This is a genomic window from Methylobacterium sp. J-048 (genome assembly GCF_022829515.1).
GTDB lineage: Bacteria > Pseudomonadota > Alphaproteobacteria > Rhizobiales > Beijerinckiaceae > Methylobacterium.
The window spans coordinates 51,984-76,904 of sequence record NZ_JAKSYL010000146.1; the positions used below are offsets into that span (position 1 = coordinate 51,984).

Annotated in this window: 24 protein-coding genes and 3 tRNA genes; 12 read left to right on the plus strand and 15 right to left on the minus strand. The window is 67.9% G+C overall.

Features of this window, described 5'->3' with window-relative positions; all coding sequences use genetic code 11:
* Positions 1 to 16 precede the first annotated feature (16 nt).
* The 10 genes from MKL09_RS14015 to MKL09_RS14060 all read left to right on the plus strand — a co-directional run bounded on the left by MKL09_RS14015 (position 17) and on the right by MKL09_RS14060 (position 8,224).
* On the plus strand, positions 17 to 214 hold the full coding sequence (locus MKL09_RS14015) for a hypothetical protein (protein ID WP_244020929.1): 198 nt from the start codon (positions 17 to 19) through the stop codon (positions 212 to 214).
* 81 nt (positions 215 to 295) lie between these two features.
* A complete protein-coding gene (locus MKL09_RS14020; protein ID WP_244020931.1) occupies positions 296 to 784 on the plus strand; it encodes an RDD family protein in 489 nt (162 codons plus the stop codon).
* A gap of 124 nt (positions 785 to 908) precedes the next feature.
* A complete protein-coding gene (locus MKL09_RS14025; RefSeq protein ID WP_244020933.1) occupies positions 909 to 1,655 on the plus strand; it encodes an arginyltransferase in 747 nt (248 codons plus the stop codon).
* A gap of 118 nt (positions 1,656 to 1,773) precedes the next feature.
* Positions 1,774 to 3,081: an adenylosuccinate lyase gene (purB, locus tag MKL09_RS14030; RefSeq protein ID WP_244020935.1), complete on the plus strand. Its 1,308-nt coding sequence runs from the start codon at positions 1,774 to 1,776 to the stop codon at positions 3,079 to 3,081.
* 38 nt (positions 3,082 to 3,119) lie between these two features.
* Positions 3,120 to 3,365, plus strand: a complete 246-nt coding sequence (locus MKL09_RS14035; RefSeq protein ID WP_244020937.1) for a DUF2335 domain-containing protein — start codon at positions 3,120 to 3,122, stop codon at positions 3,363 to 3,365.
* Complete coding sequence (locus tag MKL09_RS14040) at positions 3,355 to 3,837, plus strand: hypothetical protein (RefSeq protein ID WP_244020939.1); 483 nt, start codon at positions 3,355 to 3,357, stop codon at positions 3,835 to 3,837. The genes MKL09_RS14035 and MKL09_RS14040 overlap by 11 nt, the downstream gene beginning before the upstream one ends.
* Positions 3,834 to 4,685 (plus strand): D-amino-acid transaminase, encoded by an 852-nt coding sequence (locus tag MKL09_RS14045; protein WP_244020941.1) that lies wholly within the window; start codon positions 3,834 to 3,836, stop codon positions 4,683 to 4,685. Before MKL09_RS14040 ends, MKL09_RS14045 begins: the two co-directional genes overlap by 4 nt.
* An 81-nt stretch (positions 4,686 to 4,766) precedes the next feature.
* Complete coding sequence (locus tag MKL09_RS14050; protein WP_244020943.1) at positions 4,767 to 5,099, plus strand: hypothetical protein; 333 nt, start codon at positions 4,767 to 4,769, stop codon at positions 5,097 to 5,099.
* A 143-nt stretch (positions 5,100 to 5,242) separates the two neighbouring features.
* Complete coding sequence (locus MKL09_RS14055; RefSeq protein WP_244020945.1) at positions 5,243 to 6,535, plus strand: adenylosuccinate synthase; 1,293 nt, start codon at positions 5,243 to 5,245, stop codon at positions 6,533 to 6,535.
* A 282-nt stretch (positions 6,536 to 6,817) separates the two neighbouring features.
* Positions 6,818 to 8,224, plus strand: a complete 1,407-nt coding sequence (locus tag MKL09_RS14060; RefSeq protein ID WP_244020947.1) for a histidine kinase — start codon at positions 6,818 to 6,820, stop codon at positions 8,222 to 8,224.
* A gap of 41 nt (positions 8,225 to 8,265) precedes the next feature.
* On the opposite strand, the gene rpoH is transcribed toward MKL09_RS14060, so the two are convergent.
* Both rpoH and MKL09_RS14070 read right to left on the minus strand, forming a co-directional pair.
* Entirely contained in the window at positions 8,266 to 9,159 is an 894-nt protein-coding gene (gene rpoH, locus MKL09_RS14065; protein WP_244020949.1) for an RNA polymerase sigma factor RpoH, read from the minus strand.
* A gap of 259 nt (positions 9,160 to 9,418) precedes the next feature.
* On the minus strand, positions 9,419 to 10,402 hold the full coding sequence (locus MKL09_RS14070; protein WP_244020951.1) for an RluA family pseudouridine synthase: 984 nt from the start codon (positions 10,400 to 10,402) through the stop codon (positions 9,419 to 9,421).
* A gap of 104 nt (positions 10,403 to 10,506) precedes the next feature.
* On the opposite strand from MKL09_RS14070, the gene MKL09_RS14075 reads away from it, so the two are divergent.
* Positions 10,507 to 10,582 (plus strand) — tRNA-Glu (locus tag MKL09_RS14075).
* A gap of 163 nt (positions 10,583 to 10,745) precedes the next feature.
* Here the strand turns inward: MKL09_RS14075 and MKL09_RS14080 are convergent.
* The 13 genes from MKL09_RS14080 to MKL09_RS14140 form a co-directional block, all read right to left on the minus strand.
* Positions 10,746 to 11,015, minus strand: a complete 270-nt coding sequence (locus MKL09_RS14080) for a hypothetical protein (RefSeq protein ID WP_244020953.1) — start codon at positions 11,013 to 11,015, stop codon at positions 10,746 to 10,748.
* Positions 11,016 to 11,625: 610 nt separating this feature from the next.
* Entirely contained in the window at positions 11,626 to 12,612 is a 987-nt protein-coding gene (locus MKL09_RS14085; RefSeq protein ID WP_244020955.1) for an ABC transporter substrate-binding protein, read from the minus strand.
* Positions 12,613 to 12,757: 145 nt separating this feature from the next.
* On the minus strand, positions 12,758 to 14,023 hold the full coding sequence (locus tag MKL09_RS14090) for an adenylate/guanylate cyclase domain-containing protein (RefSeq protein WP_244020957.1): 1,266 nt from the start codon (positions 14,021 to 14,023) through the stop codon (positions 12,758 to 12,760).
* A complete protein-coding gene (locus MKL09_RS14095) occupies positions 14,020 to 14,418 on the minus strand; it encodes a response regulator (protein WP_244020959.1) in 399 nt (132 codons plus the stop codon). The genes MKL09_RS14090 and MKL09_RS14095 overlap by 4 nt, the downstream gene beginning before the upstream one ends.
* Positions 14,415 to 16,454 (minus strand): PAS domain-containing sensor histidine kinase, encoded by a 2,040-nt coding sequence (locus tag MKL09_RS14100; RefSeq protein WP_244020961.1) that lies wholly within the window; start codon positions 16,452 to 16,454, stop codon positions 14,415 to 14,417. The genes MKL09_RS14095 and MKL09_RS14100 overlap by 4 nt, the downstream gene beginning before the upstream one ends.
* A complete protein-coding gene (locus tag MKL09_RS14105) occupies positions 16,451 to 17,344 on the minus strand; it encodes an ABC transporter substrate-binding protein (protein WP_244020963.1) in 894 nt (297 codons plus the stop codon). Before MKL09_RS14105 ends, MKL09_RS14100 begins: the two co-directional genes overlap by 4 nt.
* A gap of 222 nt (positions 17,345 to 17,566) precedes the next feature.
* Entirely contained in the window at positions 17,567 to 19,879 is a 2,313-nt protein-coding gene (locus MKL09_RS14110; protein WP_244020967.1) for a TonB-dependent receptor family protein, read from the minus strand.
* A 68-nt stretch (positions 19,880 to 19,947) separates the two neighbouring features.
* On the minus strand, positions 19,948 to 20,343 hold the full coding sequence (locus tag MKL09_RS14115; RefSeq protein WP_244020969.1) for a DUF2946 family protein: 396 nt from the start codon (positions 20,341 to 20,343) through the stop codon (positions 19,948 to 19,950).
* Positions 20,344 to 20,362: 19 nt separating this feature from the next.
* Positions 20,363 to 21,745 (minus strand): PepSY-associated TM helix domain-containing protein, encoded by a 1,383-nt coding sequence (locus MKL09_RS14120; RefSeq protein ID WP_244020970.1) that lies wholly within the window; start codon positions 21,743 to 21,745, stop codon positions 20,363 to 20,365.
* A gap of 38 nt (positions 21,746 to 21,783) precedes the next feature.
* Positions 21,784 to 22,101 carry a hypothetical protein gene (locus tag MKL09_RS14125; RefSeq protein WP_244020972.1) on the minus strand — a complete coding sequence of 106 codons (318 nt, stop codon included), beginning with the start codon at positions 22,099 to 22,101 and terminating at the stop codon, positions 21,784 to 21,786.
* A gap of 208 nt (positions 22,102 to 22,309) precedes the next feature.
* Entirely contained in the window at positions 22,310 to 23,491 is a 1,182-nt protein-coding gene (locus MKL09_RS14130; RefSeq protein WP_244020974.1) for a S1C family serine protease, read from the minus strand.
* A 35-nt stretch (positions 23,492 to 23,526) separates the two neighbouring features.
* Positions 23,527 to 23,859, minus strand: a complete 333-nt coding sequence (locus tag MKL09_RS14135) for a hypothetical protein (protein WP_244020975.1) — start codon at positions 23,857 to 23,859, stop codon at positions 23,527 to 23,529.
* Positions 23,860 to 24,370: 511 nt separating this feature from the next.
* A tRNA-Gln gene (locus MKL09_RS14140) sits at positions 24,371 to 24,444 on the minus strand.
* A 168-nt stretch (positions 24,445 to 24,612) separates the two neighbouring features.
* On the opposite strand from MKL09_RS14140, the gene MKL09_RS14145 reads away from it, so the two are divergent.
* Positions 24,613 to 24,702: transfer RNA gene (locus MKL09_RS14145), tRNA-Ser, on the plus strand.
* The last annotated feature ends 219 nt before the right edge of the window (positions 24,703 to 24,921 follow it).

Sequence of the window (24,921 nt, forward strand, 5' to 3'; positions counted from 1 at the left end):
TCGGGCGGCGCCTGGGATGCCGGCGGACACGGTCCGGGTCGACTACGCGGAGGGCAACCGACAGCACTGGCTGACCTGCCGGTTCGACGCCGGCTCAACCCTCATCGCACTGACCACCGAGGGACATAGCCTGTCGGACTCCTCCCTCTACCTGCTGAAGCGCTTCTATCTCGACACGCCCGATGCCCAAGCCGATGATCCGTTGGGGCCTTGAACCGGATCCAGGCGCCTCTTGCAGCCAATGCGGCCCGCACCCACCTTTTGACATGCAGCCGCGCTTACAGGACGCGACACCATGCAGAACCCCCAACCCGGTTACGCCGAGCGCTTCGCGGCCCCCCAGTACGCGGCCTCGCTGCCCGTCCCGTTCGTGCGCGCGAGTCTGGGCGCCCGCACGGTTGCGTACCTCCTCGACATCCTGTTCATCTTCGGCTTCACCGCGTTGCTGACGCTGCTGATCACGGTGATCGGCGTGGTGACGTTCGGGCTCGGTTGGACTCTGTTCGCGGTGCTGCCGGCAAGCGGCATCATCTACAGCGCGATCACGGTTGGCGGTGCCAGGCAGAGCACGATCGGACAGCGGTTGATGGGACTGCGCGTCGTCGCCCCCGAGCGCGGCGGTCCGGTCGATTTCATCACGGCGGCCGTCCACGCTCTCCTCTTTTACGTGGCCGTCTCGACCTTCCTGCTTTGGTTCCTCGACATCGCCTTTGGGCTGATGCGCTCGGATCGCCGGCTGGGTCATGACCTGCTTCTCGGCCTGGCCGTGGTTCACGCGCGCTGAGAAGCTTGAGGTGCGGCGAAATTCTTGCCTGGCGAGCGGCCGAGGGCATTGAGCCCGGCCACGCCGCCTGTACACTGGTTTGCCGGCGCCGCGAGGACCACCCGGTGCAGGGTTAAGACCAAGCGTGACGAGCCATCCGCGCGACACTCCGCAATTCTACCTGACCGCACCCTCACCGTGCCCGTACCTCCCGGGCCAGGAGGAGCGGAAGGTGTTCACTCACTTGGTCGGGCGCCGCGCCCGCGACCTCAACGAGATCCTGACCCAGGGCGGGTTCCGGCGCTCCCAGACCATCGCCTATCGGCCGGCCTGCGAGACCTGCCGGGCCTGCATCTCGGTGCGCGTGGTGGTCGACGAGTTTGAGCCGAGCGCCAGCCAGAGGCGGATCCTGGCGCGCAGCGACGACTGGATCGGCACGCCCGAGCCGAACCGGCCGGCCTCCGAGCAATACGCCCTGTTCCGCCGCTACCTCGATGCCCGCCATGGCGATGGCGGCATGGTCGACATGACCGTGCTCGACTACGCCATGATGATCGAGGACAGCCACGTCGACACCCATCTCGTGTCGTACCGGCGGCGTGGCCCGGACACCGCGATCACCGGGCGCGGCTTCGGGGCGCCGCTGGCCTTCTGCCTGACCGACGTGCTCGCGGACGGCTTGTCGATGGTCTACTCGTTCTACGATCCCGAGGAGGCCGGGCGCTCGCCCGGCACCTTCATGATCCTCGACCATATCAACCGGGCTCGTCGGCTGGGGCTCCCGTATCTCTACCTCGGCTACTGGGTCGAGGGTTCGCGCAAGATGGATTACAAGTCCCGTTTCCGCCCCCAGGAGCGTCTGATGGGACCGGGCTGGGTCCGGGTCCCCTGATCAGGGTCGTGGCGAAAGCCATGCACCTGCGTGGTGTGGGCTTGCGCGAACCGCATTGAGCGGCCTGGGCGGCGCATGCTACCGGCACGCACGAGTTCCGGACCGTGCCGAGGCCCCCATGATCCCCCGCTATAGCCGCCCGACGATGACGGCGATCTGGTCGCCCGAGAGCCGCTTCCGGATCTGGTTCGAGATCGAGGCCCATGCCACCACGGCGCTGGCCGAGATCGGCGTCGTGCCCAAGGCTGCGGCGGAGACGATCTGGGCCAAGGGCAAGGATGCGGTGTTCGACGTCGCCCGCATCGACGCGATCGAGGCGGTGACGAAGCATGACGTCATCGCGTTCCTGACCCATCTCGCCGAGATCGTCGGCCCGGAGGCGCGCTTCGTCCACCAGGGCATGACCTCCTCGGACGTGCTCGATACCTGCCTCAACGTACAGCTCGTGCGCGCCGCCGACATCCTGATCGCCGATGTCGACGCGCTGCTGGCTGCTCTCAAGGCGCGGGCTTTGGAGCACAAGCTCACGCCGACCATCGGGCGCTCGCACGGTATCCATGCGGAGCCCGTGACCTTCGGGCTCAAGCTCGCGCAGGCCTATGCCGAGTTCGAGCGCAATCGGCGCCGCCTCGTCGCGGCGCGCGAGGAGGTCGCCACCTGCGCGATCTCGGGTGCGGTCGGCACCTTCGCCAATATCGACCCGCGGGTGGAGCAGTACGTCGCCGAGAAGATGGGTCTGACCGCCGAGCCGGTCTCCACGCAGGTCATTCCGCGCGACCGCCACGCCATGTTCTTCGCGACTTTGGGCGTCGTCGCCTCGTCGCTGGAGCGCCTGGCCATCGAGATCCGCCACCTGCAGCGCACCGAGGTGCTCGAGGCGGAGGAGTTCTTCTCCGAGGGCCAGAAGGGCTCCTCGGCCATGCCGCACAAGCGCAACCCGGTGCTCACCGAGAACATCACCGGCCTCGCCCGGATGGTTCGCGGCTACGTCGTTCCGGCCCTGGAGAACGTCGCGCTCTGGCACGAGCGCGACATCTCCCACTCCTCCGTGGAGCGGATGATCGGCCCGGACGCCACCGTGACCCTGGATTTCGCGCTCGCCCGCATGACCGGCGTGATCGAGAAACTGCTGATCTACCCGGCCAACATGCAGAAGAACCTCGACCGCCTCGGCGGCCTGGTCCATTCGCAGCGGGTGCTCCTGGCGCTCACCCAGGCCGGCGTGTCCCGCGAGGATTCCTACCGGCTGGTCCAGCGCAATGCGATGCCGGTCTGGCGCGGGGAGGGCGACTTTCTTGAATTGCTGAAGGCGGATGCCGAGGTGACGGCCGCACTCACGCCCGAGCAGATCGAGGAATGCTTCGATCTCGGCTATCACTTCAAGCACGTCGACACGATCTTCGCGCGGGTCTTCGGCGCGCCCTGAGCGCGCCGGGGAGGCCCAACGCGTGCTATAGGATGGCGATGTCCGATTCCTCCGCACTGCCTGCACCGGGCGATTTGGAGAAGTACGAGCGGGTCCTGCCAGGATCCGCAGAGCGTATCGTCGCGCTGGTCGAGCAGAAGTCGGAGCGGGATCTTTGGGTCCAGAAGCTGCTTGCACGCGAGGAGCGCCTCACGCGGCTGCTGTCCTACGGTTCGTTGCTGATCGGCGTGTCCGGCGCATGTGTTGGTTTCGCCGCTTTCTTCGCGAAGGTGTTTGAACACTGAGATGACGCCGAGGCCGCCGAAGCCGTCGGGCAACGACTGGCCGGATCTCGGCGTGGTGACGGAACTCGAAGCCGTCGTGCCGGGCAGCGGTGCGCGCTTCCTGGACGCCTACTTTCGTGCCCTGGAGACGGACGATGACGAACGGAGAGCCAGGCTGCGGACAATGGTGGCCGACGCTTCACACGCTCGCATCTATCGTCACCTATGCCTGTTTCTCGGCACGGCTCTCGCTTCCGGTGCAATCGCGCTCGGCGCATATGCCGTTGCACAAGGCACCAACGTCTACGCCATTGCCGCCCTGGTGACACCGATCTCGGGATTGGCCGGCGTCTTCGTTTGGGGCGCCCAGCGGCCGAATGTCGTCAGCCGGGTAAGCGACCCCGAAAACCTTGCGGTTGGTCTCCGAGGGGGTCGACCGAAAGCTCCTGCTGGAAGTTTGACGCAAGAGACGGATAGAGAGCCGAAACCATGAGCCGCATCGTCTACCTCAACGGCGCATTCCTCCCCTTCGAGGAAGCACGCGTGCCGATCATGGACCGTGGTTTCCTGTTCGCGGATGGCATCTACGAAGTCTCGGCGATCATCGACGGCAAGCTCGTCGACAATGCCGCGCATCTCGCGCGCCTGGATCGCTCGCTGGGCGAGATCGGCATCCGCAACCCGCACGACGCGGCCGGATGGGAGAGGCTGCAGACCGAGCTCGTCGCGCGCAACGGCGTCCGCGAAGGGCTCGTCTACATGCAGGTCACCCGCGGCGTGGCCGAGCGCGATTTCGCCTTCCCGAAGGCCGGGACCGAGCCCACCGTGGTGATGTTCACGCAGGCCAAGACCGTGCTGGCCAACCCGCTCGCCGAATCCGGCGCCCGGGTGATCACCGTCGAGGATCTCCGCTGGAAGCGCCGGGACATCAAGTCGGTGGCGCTGCTGGCGCAGGTTCTCGCCAAGCAGCAGGCCGCCGAGGCCGGGGTCGCCGAGGCCTGGATGGTCGAGGACGGGGCCGTGACCGAGGGCTCGTCCTCCACCGCCTTCATCGTCAGCCGCGAGCGCGTCCTCGTTACGAGACCGCTCTCGACCGCCCTGCTTCCCGGCATCACCCGGGCCTCGGTGCTGAAGCTCGCCGCCGAGGCCGATCTGCGCGTCGAGGAGCGGCTGTTCTCGGTGGCCGAGGCCTACGAAGCGCAGGAAGCGTTCTACACCAGTGCCTCGGCCTTCGTGATGCCGGTGGTCGAGATCGACGGGCGGTCGATTGGCGAGGGCCGTCCCGGCCCGCTGACCCGGCGCCTGCGGGACCTCTACATCGAGACGGCCCGGCAAGGCTGAGCCGGCCTTGCCGCGAATAGGAACGGATCCGGCATCAGGCTGTTGCTCTCGGAACACGTTTTCCGAGAGGGGAGACCAGTCTTGTCGAAGAAAATTCTGCTCGCCGCGTTTGCGGCGACCCTGTTTGCGGTCCCCGCCTATGCGCAGAATCCGGACGCGCCCCTAAAGGGTCGCGATACCGATCCGGCCCTGCCGCCGGCAACTCAGACGCCGCCGGATCGCGTTCGTCCGAGCGCCGATGCGCCGCCCAAGGACCAGTCGCTCAGCGACAAGCTCCAGAAGAATGACGGCGTGATCAAGCCCTCGGATACCGGGACCACGGGCACCGTCGTGAAGCCCGACGAGTCCGGTTCGATGCCGGTGATCAAGCCGCAGGAACTGCCCGGACGGAGCCCCGGCACGGAAGCGAAATAGGCGCCTTTCCCGAAGCAGGCCGGCTGCCATGTGGCGGCCTTGCTTGATTTCGCCGCCCGGATCGCGGAAACGGCAGACGACGTACGCAGCCCGCGCCCGCGGGCCGCTACGTCCCGGTTTCCGTCGCGGGTAAGCAGGCAGGCATGGCCAACGTCGTCGTTGTAGGCGCCCAGTGGGGCGACGAGGGCAAGGGCAAGATCGTCGACTGGCTCTCCGAGCAAGCCGACATCGTCGTTCGCTTTCAGGGCGGCCATAACGCCGGCCATACGCTGGTCATCGACGGGGTGACCTACAAGCTCGCGCTGCTGCCTTCGGGCGTCGTGCGCGGCGGCAAGCTCTCGGTGATCGGCAACGGGGTCGTGGTCGACCCCTGGCATCTCGTGGACGAGATCGAGCGGATCAAGGCCCAGGGCGTCGAGGTGTCGCCCGCCTCCCTGCGGGTCGCCGACAACGCCACGCTGATCCTGCCGCTCCACCGTGAGCTCGACCATTTCCGCGAGACCGCGAATGCCGGCCTCAAGATCGGCACGACCAAGCGCGGGATCGGGCCGGCCTACGAGGACAAGGTCGGCCGCCGCGCCATCCGCGTGGTCGACCTTGCCGATATCGACGCGCTCCCGGCTAAGATCGAGCGGGTGCTGACCCATCACAACGCGCTCCGGCGCGGACTGGGCATCGACGAGGTGAATGCCGAGGCGCTTCTCGCCGAACTCACTGCGATCGCCCCAAAGATCCTGCCCTTCGCCGACACGGTCTGGCGGTTGCTCGACGACCAGCGCCGGGCCGGTAAGCGCATTCTGTTCGAGGGCGCCCAGGGTGCGCTGCTCGATGTCGACCACGGCACCTATCCGTTCGTCACCTCCTCGAACATCGTGGCTGCCCAGGCAGCGACGGGCTCCGGCCTCGGCCCGGGCGCCATCGGCTACGTGCTGGGTATCGCCAAGGCCTACACCACCCGGGTCGGCGAGGGTCCGTTCCCGACCGAATTGCACGACGAGATCGGCGAGACCATCGGCGCGCGCGGGCGCGAGTTCGGCGTCAACACCGGCCGCAAGCGCCGCTGCGGTTGGTTCGACGCGGTGTTGGTGCGCCAGACGGTGCGGACCTCGGGCATCCACGGCATCGCGCTGACCAAGCTCGACATCCTCGACGGGTTCGAGGAGATCCGGGTCTGCACGGCCTACAAGCTCGACGGGCAGACGATCGATCACCTGCCGGCGAGCCAAGCGGCGCAAGCTCGGGTCGAGCCGGTCTACGAGACCATCCCGGGCTGGTCGGAGACGACTGCAGGCGCCAGATCCTGGGCGGACCTGCCGGCGCAGGCGATCAAGTATGTCCGCCGGATCGAGGAGTTGATCGGGGCGCCGGTGGCGTTGCTGTCGACCTCCCCGGAGCGCGACGACACCATTCTGATGCACAATCCCTTCGAGGATTGACCCCTCGCGCCCTATCCCGTTGATGACGCATCTTTTCTGCTGTTCGGCCTGTATCCAGCCCGCGTCCGCTTGATCTAGAACCAGCCTATGTCGGGGCGGCGGTCCCAGTGACCGACCGCCCCGCACCTTTGGAGGAACCGGCTCGCGGGTGTGGATCCGCGCGACGGGCACACGACACACCGGCCGATGGCCGTGACCGACCTAACGGGCGGGCACGGACTTCGGTCCTCGGCCTTCGACCGGCCCCGCCGGATAGCGGCCGAAGGGGCGGACCAGGGCAACATGGCCGATTATTACCCGCTTCTGGCACGCGCGCTCGATGCGCTGCCCGACCGATCGCCGGCCTTGCGCAAGGCGGTGTACGACCGTGCACGGAACGCCCTCCTCAGCCAGTTGCGCTCGCTGGATCCGCCGCTTTCCGAAGCCGACATCGATCTCGAGCGCCGGGCGCTCGACACGGCGATCGAGCGGCTGGAGATCGATCACGGCGGCCTGCCGGCTCCGGCCAACGACGCCGTGGTGGCGGCGGATCCAAGTCCGCCGCCCGCCGTTGCACCGGAGGTCCCGGAGCCATCGCCGCCGGAACCTGCCGTTCCCGAGCCAGAGCCCGAGCCGGTGAAGGTTCCGGAACCGATCCTTCCGGCCGCCATACCGCCCTTCGCGCGGGTCATTCCCACGGCGGAGCCGGAACCGCGCGAAGCGCAGATCGCGATTTCGTCGCCGCGATCCGGGCCGGGCCCGTCGGCCGTGCCCGAGGAACCGCAGCCCGTTGCCGAGCCGGCGGCCTCGCTCGAGGATCCCGACCTCGCCGCTTCGTCGGGCGATGCCGGCAATGGCCGCCAGCGTCCGCGCATCGAAGTGGTACCGCCGCGGTCCGGGCGTTCCCACATCTTGCGCAATGCCTTCGTGGGCGGCGTGCTGGCGGTGGTGATCGGGTTGATCGCCGTAGCGGCCTTCATGCTCCGCGACCGGCCCCAGAACCTGCCGTCGAACGGCACCGAGACGGCGGATTCCCAGCAGACCGACACCGAGACCAAGTTCGGCGACCGGGTCGGCGGCGAGGCGACCCCTGCGCCGCGGGCCGCGGCGCGTCAGGACACCGGCGCAACCGCGCGGATCGCGCCGTCGCCGGCTCAGCCGAACCTTTCCGTTGCCCAGCGGGCCGAGCTGATCGAGGAAGCCACGGGCGCCGACAACGCGCAGCCGACGAAGACCAACGGTCGGGTGACCTGGCGGCTCGACACCGTGAACGGCGAGCAGGGCCAGCCGCTCCAGAATGCCGTGGTCGCGACCGTGACCATCCCGGATGCCGGGCAGACGCTGGTGATGACCATCCAGCGCAACCTCGACGCGACGCTGCCGGCCTCGCACACGGTGAGCCTCGTCTTCAGCCAGACGGGTGACGCGGCGCGGACGGTGCAGGATGTCGGCCTGCTCCAGGCCAAGGACGACGAGAATGGACGTGGCTCCCCGCTCTCCGGCCTGCCGGTCCGGGTTCGGGACAACCTGTTCCTGATCGGTCTGTCGTCGCTTCAGAACGACGTCGATCGCAACACCGATCTGCTGCTGCACCGCAACTGGTTCGATCTCGCCGTGCGCTACACCTCGGGCAAGCGGGCGGTGCTCACCTTCGAGAAGGGGAGTGCCGGCGCTCAGGTGCTGCAGAGCGCCTTCGACGCTTGGCAGTAGCGCTGAATTCGGCGCGCATCCCTGTGCGCCGGCTCCGCCGATCAGTGAGCCTCGATGCCGGTGCGGGGCAGTTCGCGGTTGGCGATGTTGCGCTTCACCGCTTCCTGCACTTTCTCGAAGGCGCGGACTTCGATCTGCCGGACGCGTTCGCGGGAGACGCCGAATTCGCCGGACAGATCCTCGAGCGTGATCGGATCCTCGGCCAGCCGCCGCGCCTCGAAGATCCTCCGCTCACGCGGATTCAGCACACCGAGGGCATCGCGCAGGGCCGAGAGGCGGTTCTGCCCTTCCTGTTCGCGAGCCAGCACGGTTTCCTGGCTCGGGGCGTTGTCGACCAGCCAATCCTGCCACTCGCCCTCGCCCTCCTCGCGCAGGGGGGCGTTGAGCGACGTATCGCCGGACAAGCGCCGGTTCATGTCGATCACGTCCTGCTCGGGCACGCCCAGGCGGGTTGCAATCTGTTTGACCTGATCGGGACGCAGATCACCCTCGTCGAGCGCCGAGATCTTGCCCTTGGCCTTGCGCAGGTTGAAGAACAGCTTCTTCTGGTTCGCCGTGGTGCCCATCTTCACGAGCGACCAGGAGCGCAGGATGTATTCCTGGATCGCCGCCTTGATCCACCACATCGCGTAGGTCGCGAGGCGAAAGCCCTTGTCGGGATCGAAGCGCTTGACCGCCTGCATCAGGCCGACATTGCCCTCCGACACGACCTCGCCGATCGGCAGGCCGTAGCCGCGATAGCCCATGGCGATCTTGGCCACGAGGCGCAGGTGCGAGGTCACGAGCCGATGCGCGGCCTCACGGTCGCCGGCATCCCGCCAGCTCTTGGCCAGCGTGAACTCCTCCGTCGGCTCCAGCATCGGGAACTTGCGAATCTCGTCGAGGTAGCGCGACAGGCCACCTTCATTGGCGAGCACGGGCAGCGCACCGGCCATGGCTTTCTCCTGGACTCTTGTCCCCCTGTTGGGCGGACGCGACGGGCAACAGTGCCGTCAACTTGGGCCGCTCTTGAGCCAACCCTCCCGGCCACCCATGTCATACGGACAAACCGGTCGGACTGGTAGCGGTTGGGGACAGCCTTATCGCCATCAACGCGCGACCTGCCGAATGGTCGTACCATGTCACGATGTGACGCGGGGCGGCGTGATCTTTCGCACGCGCCACAGGCTCTGTTTCCGACCCCGTCTTGGCCGTTCAAGCTTTCCCCAGAGCATCCACCAGCGCGGCGATGTCGGGTGGAATCCGGCTCTCGAACCGCAGCGTCTCCCCGGTGCGCGGGTGGCTGAACCCCAGCAGTTCGGCGTGCAGGGCTTGGCGTCCGAGCGCCGCGAGCGCGTCGCGCGCCGCCGGTGACAATCGCGCCGCTTTGGTCCGGAAGGCCCCGCCATAGACCGGGTCCCCGAGAAGCGGATGGCCGCGATGGGCGAGGTGGACGCGGATCTGGTGCGTGCGCCCGGTCTCCAGGCGGCAGCGCACCAAGGAGACCTCCGGATAGGTCGCGGCGACCGCATAATGGGTCACCGCGTGCCGACCGGACTCGTCCGAGACGACGGCGATCTTCTCCCGGTTATGCCGCGAGCGGGCCAGGCTCGCCTGGATCGTTCCCGTGCGCGGCTGCGGGATACCCCAGACCAGGGCCGCATAGGCCCGCTCTAGCGGCCCGGTCCGGCCGTGATCGGCGAATTGCGCCGTGAGCCCATGATGGGCCGCGTCGTTTTTGGCGACGACGATCAGCCCGCTCGTGTCCTTGTCGAGCCGGTGGACGATGCCGGGCCGGCGCACGCCGCCGATCCCCGACAGGCTGGCGCCGCAATGGGCGATCAGCGCGTTGACCAGGGTGCCGCTCTCGTGGCCCGGCGCCGGATGGACCACCAGGCCCGCCGGCTTGTCGATCACGATGAGGTCGTCGTCCTCGTACGTGATCGCCAGGTCCGCGGCCTCCCCGACCGGCTCAGCAGCCAACGGAGGCGGTACTTCCAGGGCGATCTGTGCGCCGGCGGCGACCTTCACGGCTGGATCGCGCACCAGGGTGCCGTCTCGGCTCACCCGTCCATCACGCACGAGATCCTGCAACCGCGCACGAGACAGGTCGGGGAACAGGGCCACAAGCGCCCGATCGAGCCGGATCCCCCCATCCACGACAATCCCGACCCGCGCCCCGTCGTTTGCGTCCACCATGACTCCTATCCGCGCCCCATCCGCACCGATCCCCTCGGAATCTCGCGAGAAGCCCCTTGCTCACCCGGCGGGGCGTGGCTATAGCACCTGCGCGCCGCCGGAAAGCTCCCATCGTCTAGCGGTCTAGGACGTCGCCCTCTCACGGCGAAAACAGGGGTTCGATTCCCCTTGGGAGCGCCACCGGCGCAATCTTGATCGACCCTGTTAAAGTTCCAGCGGACGCGAGCCCGCGTTCGCGTGGGCCTATATTGCCCATTGGCATAGCGCTTCTCCGCGCTGTCGGCGTGCTGAGTCTACCTCGATCCGGACGTCGGGCCGTATCCGCTCGGTATTATCGTGTCATTCACGCATCCGGCGGCCCGTCCGTGTCCCGGATCACTTGGATGGGTCGGAACGATCGCCTGGCGACCTCGGCCACGACCCAGACGCGCGCCGCCTCCGTATCTGGGTGATCGGTGAAAGCTGCGGGACGCGGTGGCCATTCCGATCCGGATTGGGCGATGTAGCCCCGGGCGCCCGTCGCAAGCGGCCCGACATAGCCGAACACCTTGCCGTTCTCGTCCACGAGGTCGGTGCAGTGGACGGGGCCCGCGACCCAGCGAAGATCAGGCATCGCCACCTCGACGAGACAAAGGCATTGACGTCCGCGTGGTCGCGGCGATGCTGCCGTGTCGGCGGTCTGGCGTCGAGTCATCAGAAAATGCCATCCTGCCTCAGCGTCCCACATCTCGCGCAGCGATAGCGTTGCTCCGCGGCCGGTCACCGCTTCCCCGGCCCGCGGATGAGTTCGCCGTCGCGCTGCCAGTCATGGCGGCACCAGTCCCGGCGGAGGGCCTGGATGCCTGCGGCCAGGGTTCGGCTCAAGCTTGAGAGAGACTTCACGGCATCTTCGGGCTTTAGAGCGCGACAACCGGTACGAGCGGCCACCAGCTGATCCGAGCTTGGCTATTGTGACATGCTCATTTCGCTATCTGGTATGCAACTGGATCGGAGATGGGACGTGTGAGCGTCATCGACATCCCTCGCTCGCCCTTGCGCGCCGTTGGACCGTTCTGGCTGGCTGCGGCTTCGTCGCCGCCTTCAACGGGATGATTTATGCTCACCCTGGGAGCGGATACCGAGCCTTGGTATCTGGCAGCTTAGCCGAATTCGCCGCATACGGAGGCATCGCTTTCTTCGGACTCTGCACAGTCAGGCCTGCCGACTGAAGCCACCGGCTCTCCCTATTCGATCAACGCATCGGCTTTTGCCAGCAGCGATGGCGTGATCGTCAGCCCCAGCGATCCGGCCGTCTTCAGATTGATCACCGTCAAAAATCGTTCGCACGCCTGCACGGGCAGATCGCCGACGGCCGCGCCTCTCAGGATGCGGTCGATATAACCGGCGGCCAGTTGGACGTCCCGGGCCACATCGGTCGTATAGGCGGCGAGGCCGCCGAGGCGAACCTGGGCGGCGTAGGCGTAAACCGCAGGCAGACGATGCCGGGCTGCGAGGGCGATGATCTGGCGGCTGTAGACGCCGGTCACCGCATCCGGCAGCACGATCAGGCCACTCTTGGGCACCTCGGCGAGGGTCGTGATGGCCTGCTCGATTTCGGCGGCGTCGTGCACGCCGATGGCTTCGGCGCGGATGTCCAGTTCCGGACCGATCCGTGTCAGTTCGGCGGCGTAACCGGCAAAGCGTGTGCCGTAATCCGGATCGATGATCGCGCCGGCCCGCCTGACCTCGGGGCTGAGTTCCTTCAGGAGCTGCAGCCATTTGCCGACGAAGGTGTAGTCGAAATTGGTGAAGCCGGTGAGGTTGCCGCCCGGCCGCGACAGGCTGGTGACCAGACCTCCGCCGACGGGATCCTGCACCTGAATGAACACCACGGGTGTGGTCGTGGTCGCCTGCTGGATGGCGGTCGTTCCGACCACACCCTGGGCGCAGACCAGATCGGGCTTCAGGGCCAGCAGTTCGCTGGCTTGACGGCGCATCGTCTCACTGTTGCCGTCGCCATACCGCAGGTCGACCGTCAGGTTCCGCCCCCAGATCCAGCCGAGCTTCTGCAAGCTATCCTTGAGCGTGCCGACGATGACGGGCACGTCCGGATGGCTCTCGCCGTAGACCAGGAGCACGCCGAGCCGGCGGCGAGCCTGCGTCTGGCCACACCCCGTTGCCGGCCAAACGGCCGCGCCGCCGAGGCTTGCCAGGACATCGCGCCGCCTCATAGGGCCATACCTCGGGCCTGGCGCCACCAGCACGCGCGATCTCGCTGAGTCGAAAGACGAGGCATCCCGGTCGGCGCTCGACGGGTGTGGCGAAGGTCCGCGATTGTCGGCCATCCCGGCCGCCCGGTCGAGAGCGCCGTCCTGCTCAACGCACCTCGATGCGCGTTCCCGTGGCCCCGTTGAGCAGGCGCTTGAGATGGAACGCCGACAGTGCATCGTCGGGCCGCAATCCGACCAGGGCCGCGAAGGCCGGCATGGCACTCGCCTCGCCGGCCTCGAGCTTGGCGAAGGCGTCCAGGTAGCGCTCCAGCGTCGCAGCGTCGTAGTCCGGCTCGGTCAGCGGCTCGAAGGCGCGCAGCGCGCCCTGTTTACCACGCAGGACAAGGTCGCCGACCGGCCGCCCGCGGAAAAGCTCCGCCCGGATCACCACACTCTGGCTGACGCAGATCCGCGTGCCGAAGGCTTTGTTGGCGTTCTCCAGCCGTGCGGACGTGTTGATGGTGTCGCCGTAGGCCGTGTAGTCGAAATACCGGCCGCCGCCGAAATTCCCGACGATGGCGGGACCGGCATGGATGCCGATGCGGGTCACACCGATCTCGATCCCCCGCTCTCGCCAGCGTGCCCGGAAAGCCTCGGATGCGGTGTCGAGGGCGAGCGCGCAGGCGACCGCCCGGGCCGCATGGTCCGGCTGATCACCCGGGGCCCCGAACAGAACATGGATCGCATCGCCGACGATCTTCGCGACGGTGCCCTCGTGCGCGAAGACGAGGTCGGTCATCTCGGCGAAGTAGCCGTTCAGGATTTCGGCGAGCTGGAGCGGGTCCAGGCTCTCCACCAAGCCGGTGAAGCCGGCGATGTCGGTGAACAGGGAGGCCACGTCCCGCCGCACGCCGCCGAGTTCCAGCCCCGACGCGTCGCCGGCCAGACGCTCGGCGAGATTGGGCGAGAAGTACCGCGCCAGGGAGGCGTGGGCGCGCTCGGCCAGCATCTGCCGCTGCCGGCCTTCGCGCAGGATCCCGACATGGCGGAGCGTCCGCGCGATCGTGGTTTCGAGGTCGGTGAAGTCGATCGGCTTGGTGAGGAAGTCGAAGGCGCCGCGGTTCATGGCGGTGCGGATATTGGCCATGTCGCCGTAGGCCGAGACGATGATGGTCGAGGGCCTGTCGTCGGATGCCTGGAGCTTGGCGAGCAGCGTCAGCCCGTCCATGCCGGGCATGTTGATGTCCGACACGACCATGTCGACGTCGCGGTTCTGCGCCAGCAGGTCCAGAGCCTCGTGGCCGTCATGGGCGAACACAAAACTGACTTGGCCGGACCGGATCTGGCGCCGGAATTTCTGGGTAATCAGCGCCTTGAGATCCGGCTCGTCGTCGACGACCAGGATCTTGGCGGGCGGCAAGTCGGAGGTCATGCGGGCCCCGCGACGGCATCCAGGCGTCTGTCGATCTCGGCGCGCAACAGATCGAAGTCGATCGGTTTGGTGATCAGGTCCACCGCGCCGCTGGCCAGAACCTTCTCGCGCGTCTCGGCATCGCCGTAGGCCGTGATCATGATCACCGGGACATCGGGCCGCGCGGCCCGCACGAGCGGCAGGAGTTCCAGGCCGGTCATGCCCGGCATGTTGATGTCGGAGAACATCAGGATCAGGCTCGCCCCATCGGAGGCGTTCACGCAGGCCAGGGCCTCCGGGGCCGAGTGCGCGAATTCCATCGCGAAGCGGCCGGCGCGGAGTTCGCGCCGGAACTGCTGCCGGAACAGGTCGGTGACGTCGGGCTCATCGTCCACGACAAGGATGAGGACGTTCATGGTTCGCTCTTGGATTGGGCGATGATCGGCTGGGCATTCGTCGCGCCGTCGCGGGGCAGCGTGATCGTGAATTCGGTGAACCGGCCGGGCTCGGTGGCGACGTCGATCGAGCCGCCATGCTGCTTCACCAGGATATCGTGGCTCAGGGACAGGCCGAGGCCCGTCCCCTCTCCGGCCGGCTTGGTGGTGAAGAACGGGTCGAACATCTTGGCCTTGACGCTTTCGGGGATGCCGGTGCCGTTGTCGCGCACGCGGATCTCGAGCCCGTCGCCGAGATCGCGGGTGGTCACCGATAGGGTCGGCACATAGCCCGCCTCGGTCTCGGCGCCCTTGCGCTTCTCGGTGGCATAGAAGCCGTTCGACATCAGGTTCAGGAGAACCCGAGTCAATTCCTGCGGGTAGACATCGGCAGTTCCAGCCGCCGGGTCGAAATCGCGGACCAGGGTGATGTTGAAGTTCGGCTGCGCCGCCCGGGCGCCGTGATAGGCCAGGTTCAAGCTTTCCTCGACCAGGGCGTTAATGTCGACGGAGCGGTGCTCGCCGGATCCGGAGCGCGAATGCAGCAGCATGTTCTTGATGATCGAATCGGCGCGCTTGCCGTGCTGCACCACCTTTCCGAGGTTGCCCTTCAACAGGTCGGCGAGTTCGTCGACTTCCTCGCGGGTCTTCGGATCGAGGGCGGCGGGCTGAAGCACCTCCTGCAACTCGCCGACCAGCTCGCTCGACAGGGAGGCGAAGTTGTTCACGAAGTTCAGGGGGTTCTTGATTTCGTGCGCGATCCCGGCCGTGAGCTGACCCAGCGAGGCGAGCTTTTCGGACTGGACGAGCCGGCTCTGCGCTTTTTGGAGATCGTCCAGGGACTTGTTGAGATCGCGGGTGCGCTCCTCGACCTTGGCTTCCAGGGTCTCGTAGGATTCCTGGACCCGGCTCGCCATGAGGTTGAACCGATCCGCCAAGGTCTCGATCTCGTCGCCGGTGCGGATCACGATGCGTTCCGAGAGGTCCCCGGATCCGAAGCGTTCGGCGCCGTCCTCGAGTTGGCGGATCGGCACGACCATGCGGTGGGCCAGGAAAGTCCCGGCGACCGTGGCGAGCATCACCCCGAGGCCCATCAGCGACAGGGTCTGGACCACCGAGGCGTAGAGCGGCGCCAGCGCCTCGCTGAGGGGCCGCTGCACGAACACGATCCAGTCGACCCGCGGGATGGTGGCATGAGCCGCCAGCACCGAGCTGCCGTCGAGCGCGGTGGTAATCTCGTAATCCGCCGCATCCGAAGTGTTCCCGGAGCGGCGGGCGGACAGGGCGGCCGCCACCTCCGGCAGACTCGACAGGTCGGTATCCCGCAGGACGAGGCTCAGATCCGGGTGGGCGATCAGGTGTCCGGTGGACGTCACCACGAAGGCGTAGCCGCCGGCGCCGTCGTGGATGGCACTGACCAAGTCCCAGATCAGCTTCAGGTTGACCTCGGCCACGGTCACGCCCGGGTCACGCCCGGCATGAGCCACCGACACCGTCATGTACGGTTCGGAACCCCGCCGGAAATAGACCGGGCCGAACCAGATTCTCTCGGCGAGCGCCCGGGTGAAGGGTTCGGTCGTGGAGAAATCCTTGCCCCTGCCGACCGCATCCGGCGCCAGGCGCGAGACCCGCAGCTGTTCCTTACCGCCCGGATCGAGATAGGCCACCTCCGTGATGGCGGGGGCCTGCCGCAGCAGCCGGATGAAATCGTAGCGCTGCTGCTCCATGGAAATGCGGCGCCACTCGGCCCGGGTCGTCCAGCCGATCTGGCTCTCGATCTCCGAGATGAAGGCCTCGACCCGCTCGGCGGCCGCGTGCGCCTTCTCCCGCTGGACCTCGATCGCGGTCCGCTTGGCGTCGCCGTAGTTCAGGAACAGGTCGACGGCGCCGTTGATGAGCAGGACCAAGCTCACCAGGCCAACGAAGGCGACCGCGAACTTCGCCGCGAGCGGGAGGCGAAACCGCTCGGCCGGGATGTTCCGGTCCGCGGAAGCCGGGACCGTACCGGTCGCCGTCATTCGACGATCTCATCCGCTTGGGCGAGCAACGCCGACGAGATCGTCAGTCCCAGGGCCTGCGCCGTCTTCAGGTTCACGATGAAGTCGAACTTCGTCGGCGCCTGCACCGGAAGCGCTGCCGGTTTCTCGCCATGGAGGATGCGATCCACGTAGGAGGCTGCGCGACGGACCGCGTCGGCTGGGTCGGGGCCGTACGACATCAGGCCGCCGCGATGCGCGAAGCGGCGGATCGCGAACACCGTCGGGACGCGATGCTGGGCCGTCAGCGCGACGATGCGGTCGCCATTCGCTTCGCTGAAGGTGCCGGGGGCTACGATCAGCCCCGCATCCCCCCGGCGGCCGAGGGAGGCAATGACCGGGTCGATCGCATCTGCGGAGCTGACCATGACCACCTCGGTCTCGAGGCCGAGGGCGGTGCCCGTAACCCCGAGCGCCTCCGTATAGAAGTTACCGCGCCGGATTTCCGTGTTCGCGTTGGAGAGCAGCGTGACGTGCCGGATCGTCGGCGCCGCCTCCTTAAGCGCGGCCAGCCATTTCCCCGCCAGCGACGCCTCGTACAGGGTGAAGCCGGTGATGTTGCCGCCGGGCCTCTGCAAACTCGCGACGTATCCGGTCCCGACCGGGTCGGAGGCGCCGACGAAGACGATCGGGATCGTCTTCGTCAGGGCGGACAAGGCGGAGAGCTGCGCGTTGAGAAACGCGAAGATCACCTGCGGGCTCGATTGCACGATTTCCACCGACAGCGCGCGGGTGCGCTCCACATCCGCGCCGCCCCAGCGATCGTCGACGCGCAGGTTCGTCCGCCCGTGGTCGCGCAGGGCCGCCCGGAAGACGGCCGACAGCGTATGGCCCTCGGCGCCCCCGTCCACGAACGGCCAGAGCGCCGCCACGTGAGCCTGCTCCTGTGCTCGCGAGGCCAGCGGCCAACCCGCCGCGGCGCACGACAACCCGGCAATGATGGTCCGCCGCCTCATCCGATCACCGCGCCGGTTTTTTCGTCATCGCGCCTCACCGCGCAGACCGGGCCGCGCGCCCGCACCGATCCGGCGTTCGGATCCGGAGCTTAGTGCAAGCTCGGCCAGGGCACCACGGCGGACCCGTGGACGCGGTTATCAGAATGCCAGGCGCATCCCCCCGACGATGTTGCGTGGCGCACCCGCGAACACGGACCCCGTGGTGGTCGCCAGCATTCCGGCGCCGTTCTGGAGGCCGGTCGTGCCGCTGATCGAGTTGGCGAGGTTCTGCACCGAGGCCGCATAGGTCGTGTCGAACAGGTTGCGCACCTCCAGGTAGAGGCTCAGCCGCTTCGCGTAGCCGCTGGTCAGCTCCGTGGCGTAGTGGACGTTGGCGTTGACGATGGCGTAGCCCGGCGCCTTCAGCAGGTTGGCGTTATCGATGTAGAAGTCGCCCTGCACCACGGTCTCGACGAACGCCCCGAGCCCGGCGAGCGGCCCCGCCGGCACGTCGTAGCCGATGCGCGCCAGGAGCTGATGGGCCGGCACGCCGGGGATCTGGTTGCCCGCCCGGTCGAACTGGCGCGTCAGGCTGCCGGCGGACAGCTGCTCCGTATAACGCGTGTAGATCTGGTCATCGAACGTGTAGGCCAGGACCCCGCGCCAGCCCGGCGCGAAGGCCCAGTCCGCCCCGACCTCGACGCCCCGGTGCTCGGAGGCCGGTGCGTTGAACGTGTAGCTCTGCAAGCCGGCCCCAGGGGATTGCGAGACCAGCTCGTTGCGAAAGAACTCGTAGAAGCCGGTCACGCTGAGGCGCAGGGTCTCGGTCGGGCTCCAATCCGCGCCGAGGTCGAAGCCGAGATTCTCTTGGGTCTGGAGCTGGGTGTTGTTGCCGGGCAGCCCCGCCGGGGTGACGAACAGGTTGCTCGCTGCCGGCGTGGTGTAGCCGGTGGCGACCCGGCCCCTGAACGCCCAGGCGTCGTCCGGCCGGTAGACCAGGGCGAGTTCGGGGGCGACGTTGAGGAAGGTGCGGTCGGCATTCGACACCGTCCGGGTCGTGCCGCTCGCGGTGTAGCTGTAGGCGAGGTTGCGGCCGTTGATGGCGGTGCTCTCGGCGCTGATGCCCAGGACGCCGGTCCAGCGGTCGGACAGGGCGAGTTCGAGCCGCGCCCTGCCGCCGAGATTGGACTGTCCCGCATCTTGAACGCCGATCAGTGCCCCGAGGCGGGACGCGCCGAACGGCGTCAGGTTGTAGGTGGGGGTATGGATGTCGATCGTGTTGTAGGCGAGCGCCACGTAGCCCACGGCCGGCAGGCCGAACAGGTCGCCGCGCCGCGTCACGTCAGTCAGGAAATTCCAGGCCGGGAACGAGCCCAGAAACGCGTTGGTGTAGAACGGCTGGTTGAAGTTGCGCTCGTCGAAGCCGAGCTGCGTGCGCCAGGTGGTGAACGCGTCGATGTCGTGCTCCCAGCGCGCCGCCACGATGGTCCGCCGGTCCTTACGCCCGAACCCGCCCTCGTCCGCGGTCACCGGCACGGTCGCCCCGAAGGCACCGTTGCGGAACAGGCTGAAGGTCGTGCAGCCGGGCGCCGCGGTCGCGGCTGCGGTGCAGCCCCGCTGGTACGGGTTGATCCGGTACTGCGCCAGCGAGGAACGGGCCGCGAGATTGGTGTCGAGGGTGTTGTTGATCACCTTCAGGGTGAAGCGGTTGTCCGGTGTCGGGGTGTAGCTGGCGAGCAGATTGATGGTCTGCGTGTCGAAGCTCGCGTGGTCCTGATAGCCGTTGCTGCGCACGTCGCTGGCGAACAGGCTGATCTCGAACGGCCCGCTGGCCTTGCCGACGGTGAAAGTGTTGCTGAGGTAGCCGAAGCTGCCCGCGTCGCTCCCGATCTCGTAGCCGTCGATCTCGCGGCCGGTGCGCGTGCGGAACGCGATGGCGCCGCCCGTGGCGTAGTTGCCGAACAGGGGCGATTGCGGGCCGCGGAACACATCGATGCGGCCGTAGGCCCGCGGATCGGTCAGGTCGAAGCGGGAGGCGCCGTCCGGCTGGGTGAGGATGAACCCGTCCTCCAGCACGACGGTGTTCTTGATCACCCCGGTGGAGCGGGCGTTGTTGCCCCGGATCGAGATGATCACGTCGCGGCCGCCATTGCCCTGGCGGACGGTGACGCCCGGACTGTTGGCCAGCACCGAGCCGACGCTGGTCGCCGGCCGGTCGGCGATGGTGTTGTCCCGCCCGATCGCGGTGGCGACCTGGCCGACCGAGTGCTCGATGACCGAGGGGGCCGAGCCCTGCGGCGCGGCCACGCCGAACGGCACGGCGATGGCGGTTCGGCCGGCGCCCGGACTGGCCTCGCCCTCCACGGAGAGCTCATCGAGGGTGACGGCCTGCTGCGCCGATGCCGGCAGCGCGCTGCCGCCGAGCAGCAGGGCGAGACTGCCGAACCGCGATGCGGCCTGATGAATCGACATCTTGAAAAATCTCGTCTGATCGGTCGAAGGGCCGGGCGGCGTGGTCGCCGTACGGGAAGAGGCCGTGATCAGGCGGTGACGGGGGGCGCTCGCGGTTGGCCGACGACGCGCGGCGCAGGCTTTGGATGGGCCGGTGGGGGGATCGGCCACGCCGACGCCGTCCAGCGCAAGCGGCCTGCGCGGGCAGGGACATCCGGAATCGGCGGAGGGACCATCCCGGCGCGGCACAATCGGCAGACGTCGCAGGCCGGCGGCGTGGCGGGCAGGTCCGCCGAGACGCTGATGGCGTCGCTCCCCGTCGGATGACCGCACAGGATCGTGCCGGGCATCTGCGATGCGGAGAGCGCCATCCGCAGGGCCGCCATGGGCGCGAGGACCTGCACCCAAAGGGCAAGCAGGATCAGCCCCGTCCCGAGAAGTCCGGGGCGCCCGCGCACCAGCGTGAGGTCGGTCGGCACGGGCATCGAGCCCGCTACCCTCGGATCAGGCCGCCTTGCACTGGCGGGCCGCCTGCACGGCGAGGTCGAGGCCGATCATCCCCAGGATCGCCAACCCGGTCAGAGGAAACAGCGCACCGAGCCCGGCGATCACCAGGGCAACCGTCACGACCACGCGTCGGTCCCGCGGCCAGGGCGGCGCGCCGAGGCCGCGGGCCGGGCGACGCTTCCACCACATCGTGGCGGCGGTGACGGCGAGCAGGATCGTGGCGAGGCAGAAGGCCAGCATGGCGAACTGGTTGGCCCGACCAAAATGCTCGCCCTTGTGGATGCCGATCCCGTACTGAACGGCGCGCCCGACCGGACCGAGATCGGAGAAATGCACGTCGACCAGGGGGGCGCCGGAATACTGATCGAGGGAGATCACCCGTTGCTGGGCGACGTCCTTCGGGTAGGCGGCGGCGGAGAAGACCCCGTCGGCCCCGACCGGCAGCGCGAGGTCGTAGCCGCGCGGTGTCCCGAGCCGGGCCAGGATCGCGACGGCTTGGTCGATCCCGATGGATTCCGCCGTCCGCCCCGCCGGCTGCGAGCGCGGCACCGGCGCGTCCTGCAGGGTCCAGCCTGCATCGGGAAGCTGTTCGCGCAGCGGCATCGTCGAGACCGGCTTGCCAGCCCACAGGATCGCGGGTTGGCCGAGGCCTGCGGCGTTCGACCAGGTCCGCAACTGCTGGCCCCACCAGATCGACCAGGGCAGCCCGGTGATCGCCAGGAACAGCAGGCCGCCCCCGGCAACGACCCCGGTCACGGCATGCAGGTCCCGCCACCAAACCCGGCGACGCGGCGTGCCGCGCAGGCTCACGACCCCGCCGGCCTGCCCCCGCGGCCACCACAGGTACAGGCCCGTGACCACCAGGATGATGGCGAATCCGGCCACCACCTCGATCACCGCGTTGGCGAAGACGCCGAAATAGCTGAGGCTGTGCAGCCCGCGCACGACCATCATGAATTCGCCGTCGCGGTCGAGGCGGTCGAGGACGGAGCCGGTATAGGGATCCAGATAGACGAGACGCTTGCGGCCGCCCGTCGACAGGGTGACCAGAGCGGCCGCGTCGGGGGCGGCCGGGTCCGTGTAGGAGACCGGCACCCCGTCCGGTTCGACCTGCAGGGCGTTGAAGATCAGTCGGTCCGGCCCGAGGGGCGCCGTGGCCCGGACCGCCACGCGGGTCCGGTAGGCGAACAGGCTGCCGTTGATCTCATCCTTGAACAGGTAGAGCGCCCCGGTCGCCGACAGGGTGATCAGGAACGGCAGGCACAGCAGCCCGGCATAGAAGTGCCAGCGCCACACGGCTCGATAGATGGCCTCGCGGGAGGCACGCAGGGCGGCCACGGCCCCGAACGCGGGGGCGTGGCCGTGCAGGAGAGTCGACATGGGAACGGTCCGGGCCTGAACGATCGGAAAGCGAATCGTCAGGCGGCCGGTGGACCTCGAGCGCTGGACGCTGAGAGCGGCGGACCTGTCTTCGGATGCGCGGCTTCCGGTCGCCAAGCCAGGCGCACCGCCGGTTCAAACGACCACGCGACCGCCACCGGTTCGGACGGAGGCAGCACCGCGCCGACGACCTGCACCAGCGTGCAGCACGGGTGGGCATGGAGCGGAGCCGCGCCATCGTCGGGCGTGCCGGACTCATGCTCGGCGCACAGCACCGCGCCGGATGACCCGAAGGCATGGGCCGGCGTGGCGAAGCCGAGGAAGGCCTGGAGCAACAGCGCGTAGAGCGCGACCATCCCGATGATCGCGCGGCCTCGAACCGTCTGGGGCAGGCGCCGGCGCATGGCCGTGTTGTTAGGCTTCGCCGTTGCCGAACGTCAACGGGGCAATGGTGCTCGGCCGCCCGTTTGGAACTCGCACCCGGCCTAAACTGTGGACTTCAAGCCCGGCGCCGCGACGGTCCGTGCAGACTGTGCAGGCCTTTGCCGTCGGCTCGACCTGCGATCAATGGCAGACGATCTGGACCGTGAAATCCCGGGCCTTCTCGGCGATCCCGGCGCCGTCCATCGGGTCGGTCGCGCGCACGTTGATCGGAGCTTCGGCGCCGTTCGCTTCCAGGAAATTCAGGGCGATCGTCGACTTGATGGCGAAGTTGACGTTCTGTGGAACATCGCCCGACGCGAAGGCGACTTGCTTGGATTGCACCACCCCGATCACGTTGCCGTACTGATCAAGCGCCGGGCCGCCGCTGTTGCCCTGGTGGACCGGGGCCGAAATCTGGATCTTGCGGGTGTCGTCGCCCGAGCCCGCGGTGGCGGTGACGTTGCCGATGGTGAAGTTGCCGGTAGACGCCAGAACCTCGCTCTGCGGGTAGCCGTACACGTAGACGTTCTCCCCGAGCCGCGCCCGGACCGACAGGGGCGGCACGACCGTCTGCGGCGCATCGGTGGCCAGCACCGCGAGGTCGTTGGTCGCGTCCCTGGCCACGAGTCGCGCCGGGATCGACGGGCGGCCCGGCTGCCGCACGGAAAAATCCGAGCACAGCTCGACCACATGGTTGTTGGTGAGCAGGTGCCCGCGCTCCGAGACGTAGAAACCGGTGCCGGTGCTGACCGTGCCGGCCTCGAGCTTTCGCGATTTCGGAGCGCCCGGCGTTTCCTTGGCGGCCGCCGAAATCACGTCCTTCTGGCAGCCCATGACGGCGTCGAACGCCTCGGTGGACCCGACCAGCGACAACACGGCGATCTGCCGCCCTTGGAAGATCACGTTGATGCTGCCGGATGCGGACAGATCGGCGACGAAGCGCTCCTTCAACCCCGACTGGAACAGGCCGCGGGCGTCACCGCGCTCGAAGCCCGTGAAGGTGCCGCGCCATTTCTCGCGGCCGGCGAGCATCTGGAGTTCGTATTGCCCGCCGACCTCCAGGGACCGCCATTTCGGGTTCGTAAGCGCCAGATAGGAGGAGCCGCGCGCGCCGCCGAAGCCGAACCACAGGGTCGTGCCATCGCCGTAGCTCGCCGCCGCCAGGCAACAGCCGAGGCTCTCGCTGTAGCCGATCGACCAGCCGGCAACTTTGCCGAAGGTCTTGTCGACCGTCAGGTTGGGCGGTGCCGGCGATGCGGCGGCCGGCGCCGCCGCGAGGCTGGCTGCCAACAGGGCGGACCAGGCAACCTTCACTCGAGACATGCGGTCGATCCGGCGTGCGGAGGGAGCGGGACGGCTCAGCGCGTCTGGTTCACGGCGGTGGTGGCGCTACCCTGCGAGGGCGCGAACGGATCGGCCGAGGCATTCACCACCTGCGCCCCCGACGGGCCCGCGGCCGGCTGCATCGGACGCTGGCGCGCGCGCGCGACCTTCCGATGCGGGGCGCGGCGCACCTCGTGGATCACCCGGACGGTGCGGGTGGGGACGCGGTACACGACCACCGGGCGCTCCCGCGCAGCCTGCGCGGCGATCGAGCCCGCGATGACGCCACCGAGCACGCCCCCGGCCAACCCGCCGAAAATCGCCCCGGCGCTCTGCGCCTGCGCAGGCCTGGGCGCGAGGCTAATCACAGCAACCGCGCCAGCCGCGCAGGCGGCAACCAGAAGACGCCCACTCATAAAATCGCCCCCATCAGACCAGAATCGAATCAGGATCCGAGCAAAGCTTATCTTGACGCAGGGGCTTGTGAAGAGGGCGAAGTACGGCCTGCGTCCTTAAGGTTGCTGTTGAGCTAACCGTCGCACTTTATGCTACGTAGGTGATGCTCGTGGATAGTTCAGAATGTTCGGTCGGGTCGTTAATCTTCTATCGCCCCATGCCGCTCGAATGGCAGCGGCCGGTTTTTGAGGCACGCCGGACGATGGATCCGAGCCAGATGACAGTCAGCGAATGGTCAGGATGAAGCGTGCCCTCCGCGATGGGCACCAGCGCATGTCGGCTTGTTCAGCAAGATCTACGCTGGATCCGTCGCACCGAGGCGTCACCTGCTGTGCGCAGCAGGTTTATCGCACTCTTCACAGATCGTGAGCGCGATAGATTTCCGGTTTGAGTATCGAAGCGGCTGAGCCGCAAGAACTTAGGTGGCTGGGGGACCTGGATTCGAACCAGGACTAGAGGAGTCAGAGTCCACCGTTCTACCGTTAAACTATCCCCCACCGCGCCGGTCGGCCCAAAGCCCGCACGACCGGACAGCACCCGCGCCGTCTGGGCGGCCTCGGGTGTGGGCGGTGAGATAGGCGGAATGGCGTGACAGGTCAACCGGTCGTTCTGCGGTTGACGCGGCGCCCGGGGCGTCCATAACCGGGATGCCGCAAGCGCGGCCAGGAAGGGTGGCCGAGTGGTTTAAGGCAGCGGTCTTGAAAACCGCCGTGGGGGCAACTCCACCGTGGGTTCGAATCCCACCCCTTCCGCCAGCCTGCGTTGCATGCGGGACCGGCACGACAACGCGTCCCTGTAAGCCCGGCCGCCGGGTGCCCCATGCTCAGGCCCGAGCCCGGATAAGCGCTCGATACGCTCGGTAAATCGACCCCGCTTAGGATTCACGTGTTTTTAACGATGCGTTCGCAATCTCCGCGCGACGGGAGGGCGCGGAATGCTCGATCAATATGGCGGGCGGGCAAACGGCGCCGCGT

Bases quoted from the DNA above. Each gene is read 5' to 3' on its own strand.
- MKL09_RS14115 (WP_244020969.1), bottom strand. From the start codon at position 20,343: ATGCCCGTGCCGACCGACCTCACGCTGGTGCGCGGGCGCCCCGGACTT.
- MKL09_RS14015 (WP_244020929.1), top strand. From the start codon at position 17: ATGCCGGCGGACACGGTCCGGGTCGACTACGCGGAGGGCAACCGACAG.
- MKL09_RS14080 (WP_244020953.1), bottom strand. From the start codon at position 11,015: ATGCCTGATCTTCGCTGGGTCGCGGGCCCCGTCCACTGCACCGACCTC.
- MKL09_RS14090 (WP_244020957.1), bottom strand. From the start codon at position 14,023: ATGACCTCCGACTTGCCGCCCGCCAAGATCCTGGTCGTCGACGACGAG.
- MKL09_RS14095 (WP_244020959.1), bottom strand. From the start codon at position 14,418: ATGAACGTCCTCATCCTTGTCGTGGACGATGAGCCCGACGTCACCGAC.
- MKL09_RS14045 (WP_244020941.1), top strand. From the start codon at position 3,834: ATGAGCCGCATCGTCTACCTCAACGGCGCATTCCTCCCCTTCGAGGAA.
- MKL09_RS14130 (WP_244020974.1), bottom strand. From the start codon at position 23,491: ATGTCTCGAGTGAAGGTTGCCTGGTCCGCCCTGTTGGCAGCCAGCCTC.
- purB (WP_244020935.1), top strand. From the start codon at position 1,774: ATGATCCCCCGCTATAGCCGCCCGACGATGACGGCGATCTGGTCGCCC.
- MKL09_RS14055 (WP_244020945.1), top strand. From the start codon at position 5,243: ATGGCCAACGTCGTCGTTGTAGGCGCCCAGTGGGGCGACGAGGGCAAG.
- MKL09_RS14085 (WP_244020955.1), bottom strand. From the start codon at position 12,612: ATGAGGCGGCGCGATGTCCTGGCAAGCCTCGGCGGCGCGGCCGTTTGG.
- MKL09_RS14110 (WP_244020967.1), bottom strand. From the start codon at position 19,879: ATGTCGATTCATCAGGCCGCATCGCGGTTCGGCAGTCTCGCCCTGCTG.
- MKL09_RS14125 (WP_244020972.1), bottom strand. From the start codon at position 22,101: ATGGTCGCGCTCTACGCGCTGTTGCTCCAGGCCTTCCTCGGCTTCGCC.
- MKL09_RS14035 (WP_244020937.1), top strand. From the start codon at position 3,120: ATGTCCGATTCCTCCGCACTGCCTGCACCGGGCGATTTGGAGAAGTAC.
- MKL09_RS14120 (WP_244020970.1), bottom strand. From the start codon at position 21,745: ATGTCGACTCTCCTGCACGGCCACGCCCCCGCGTTCGGGGCCGTGGCC.
- rpoH (WP_244020949.1), bottom strand. From the start codon at position 9,159: ATGGCCGGTGCGCTGCCCGTGCTCGCCAATGAAGGTGGCCTGTCGCGC.
- MKL09_RS14100 (WP_244020961.1), bottom strand. From the start codon at position 16,454: ATGACGGCGACCGGTACGGTCCCGGCTTCCGCGGACCGGAACATCCCG.
- MKL09_RS14060 (WP_244020947.1), top strand. From the start codon at position 6,818: ATGGCCGATTATTACCCGCTTCTGGCACGCGCGCTCGATGCGCTGCCC.
- MKL09_RS14070 (WP_244020951.1), bottom strand. From the start codon at position 10,402: ATGGTGGACGCAAACGACGGGGCGCGGGTCGGGATTGTCGTGGATGGG.
- MKL09_RS14020 (WP_244020931.1), top strand. From the start codon at position 296: ATGCAGAACCCCCAACCCGGTTACGCCGAGCGCTTCGCGGCCCCCCAG.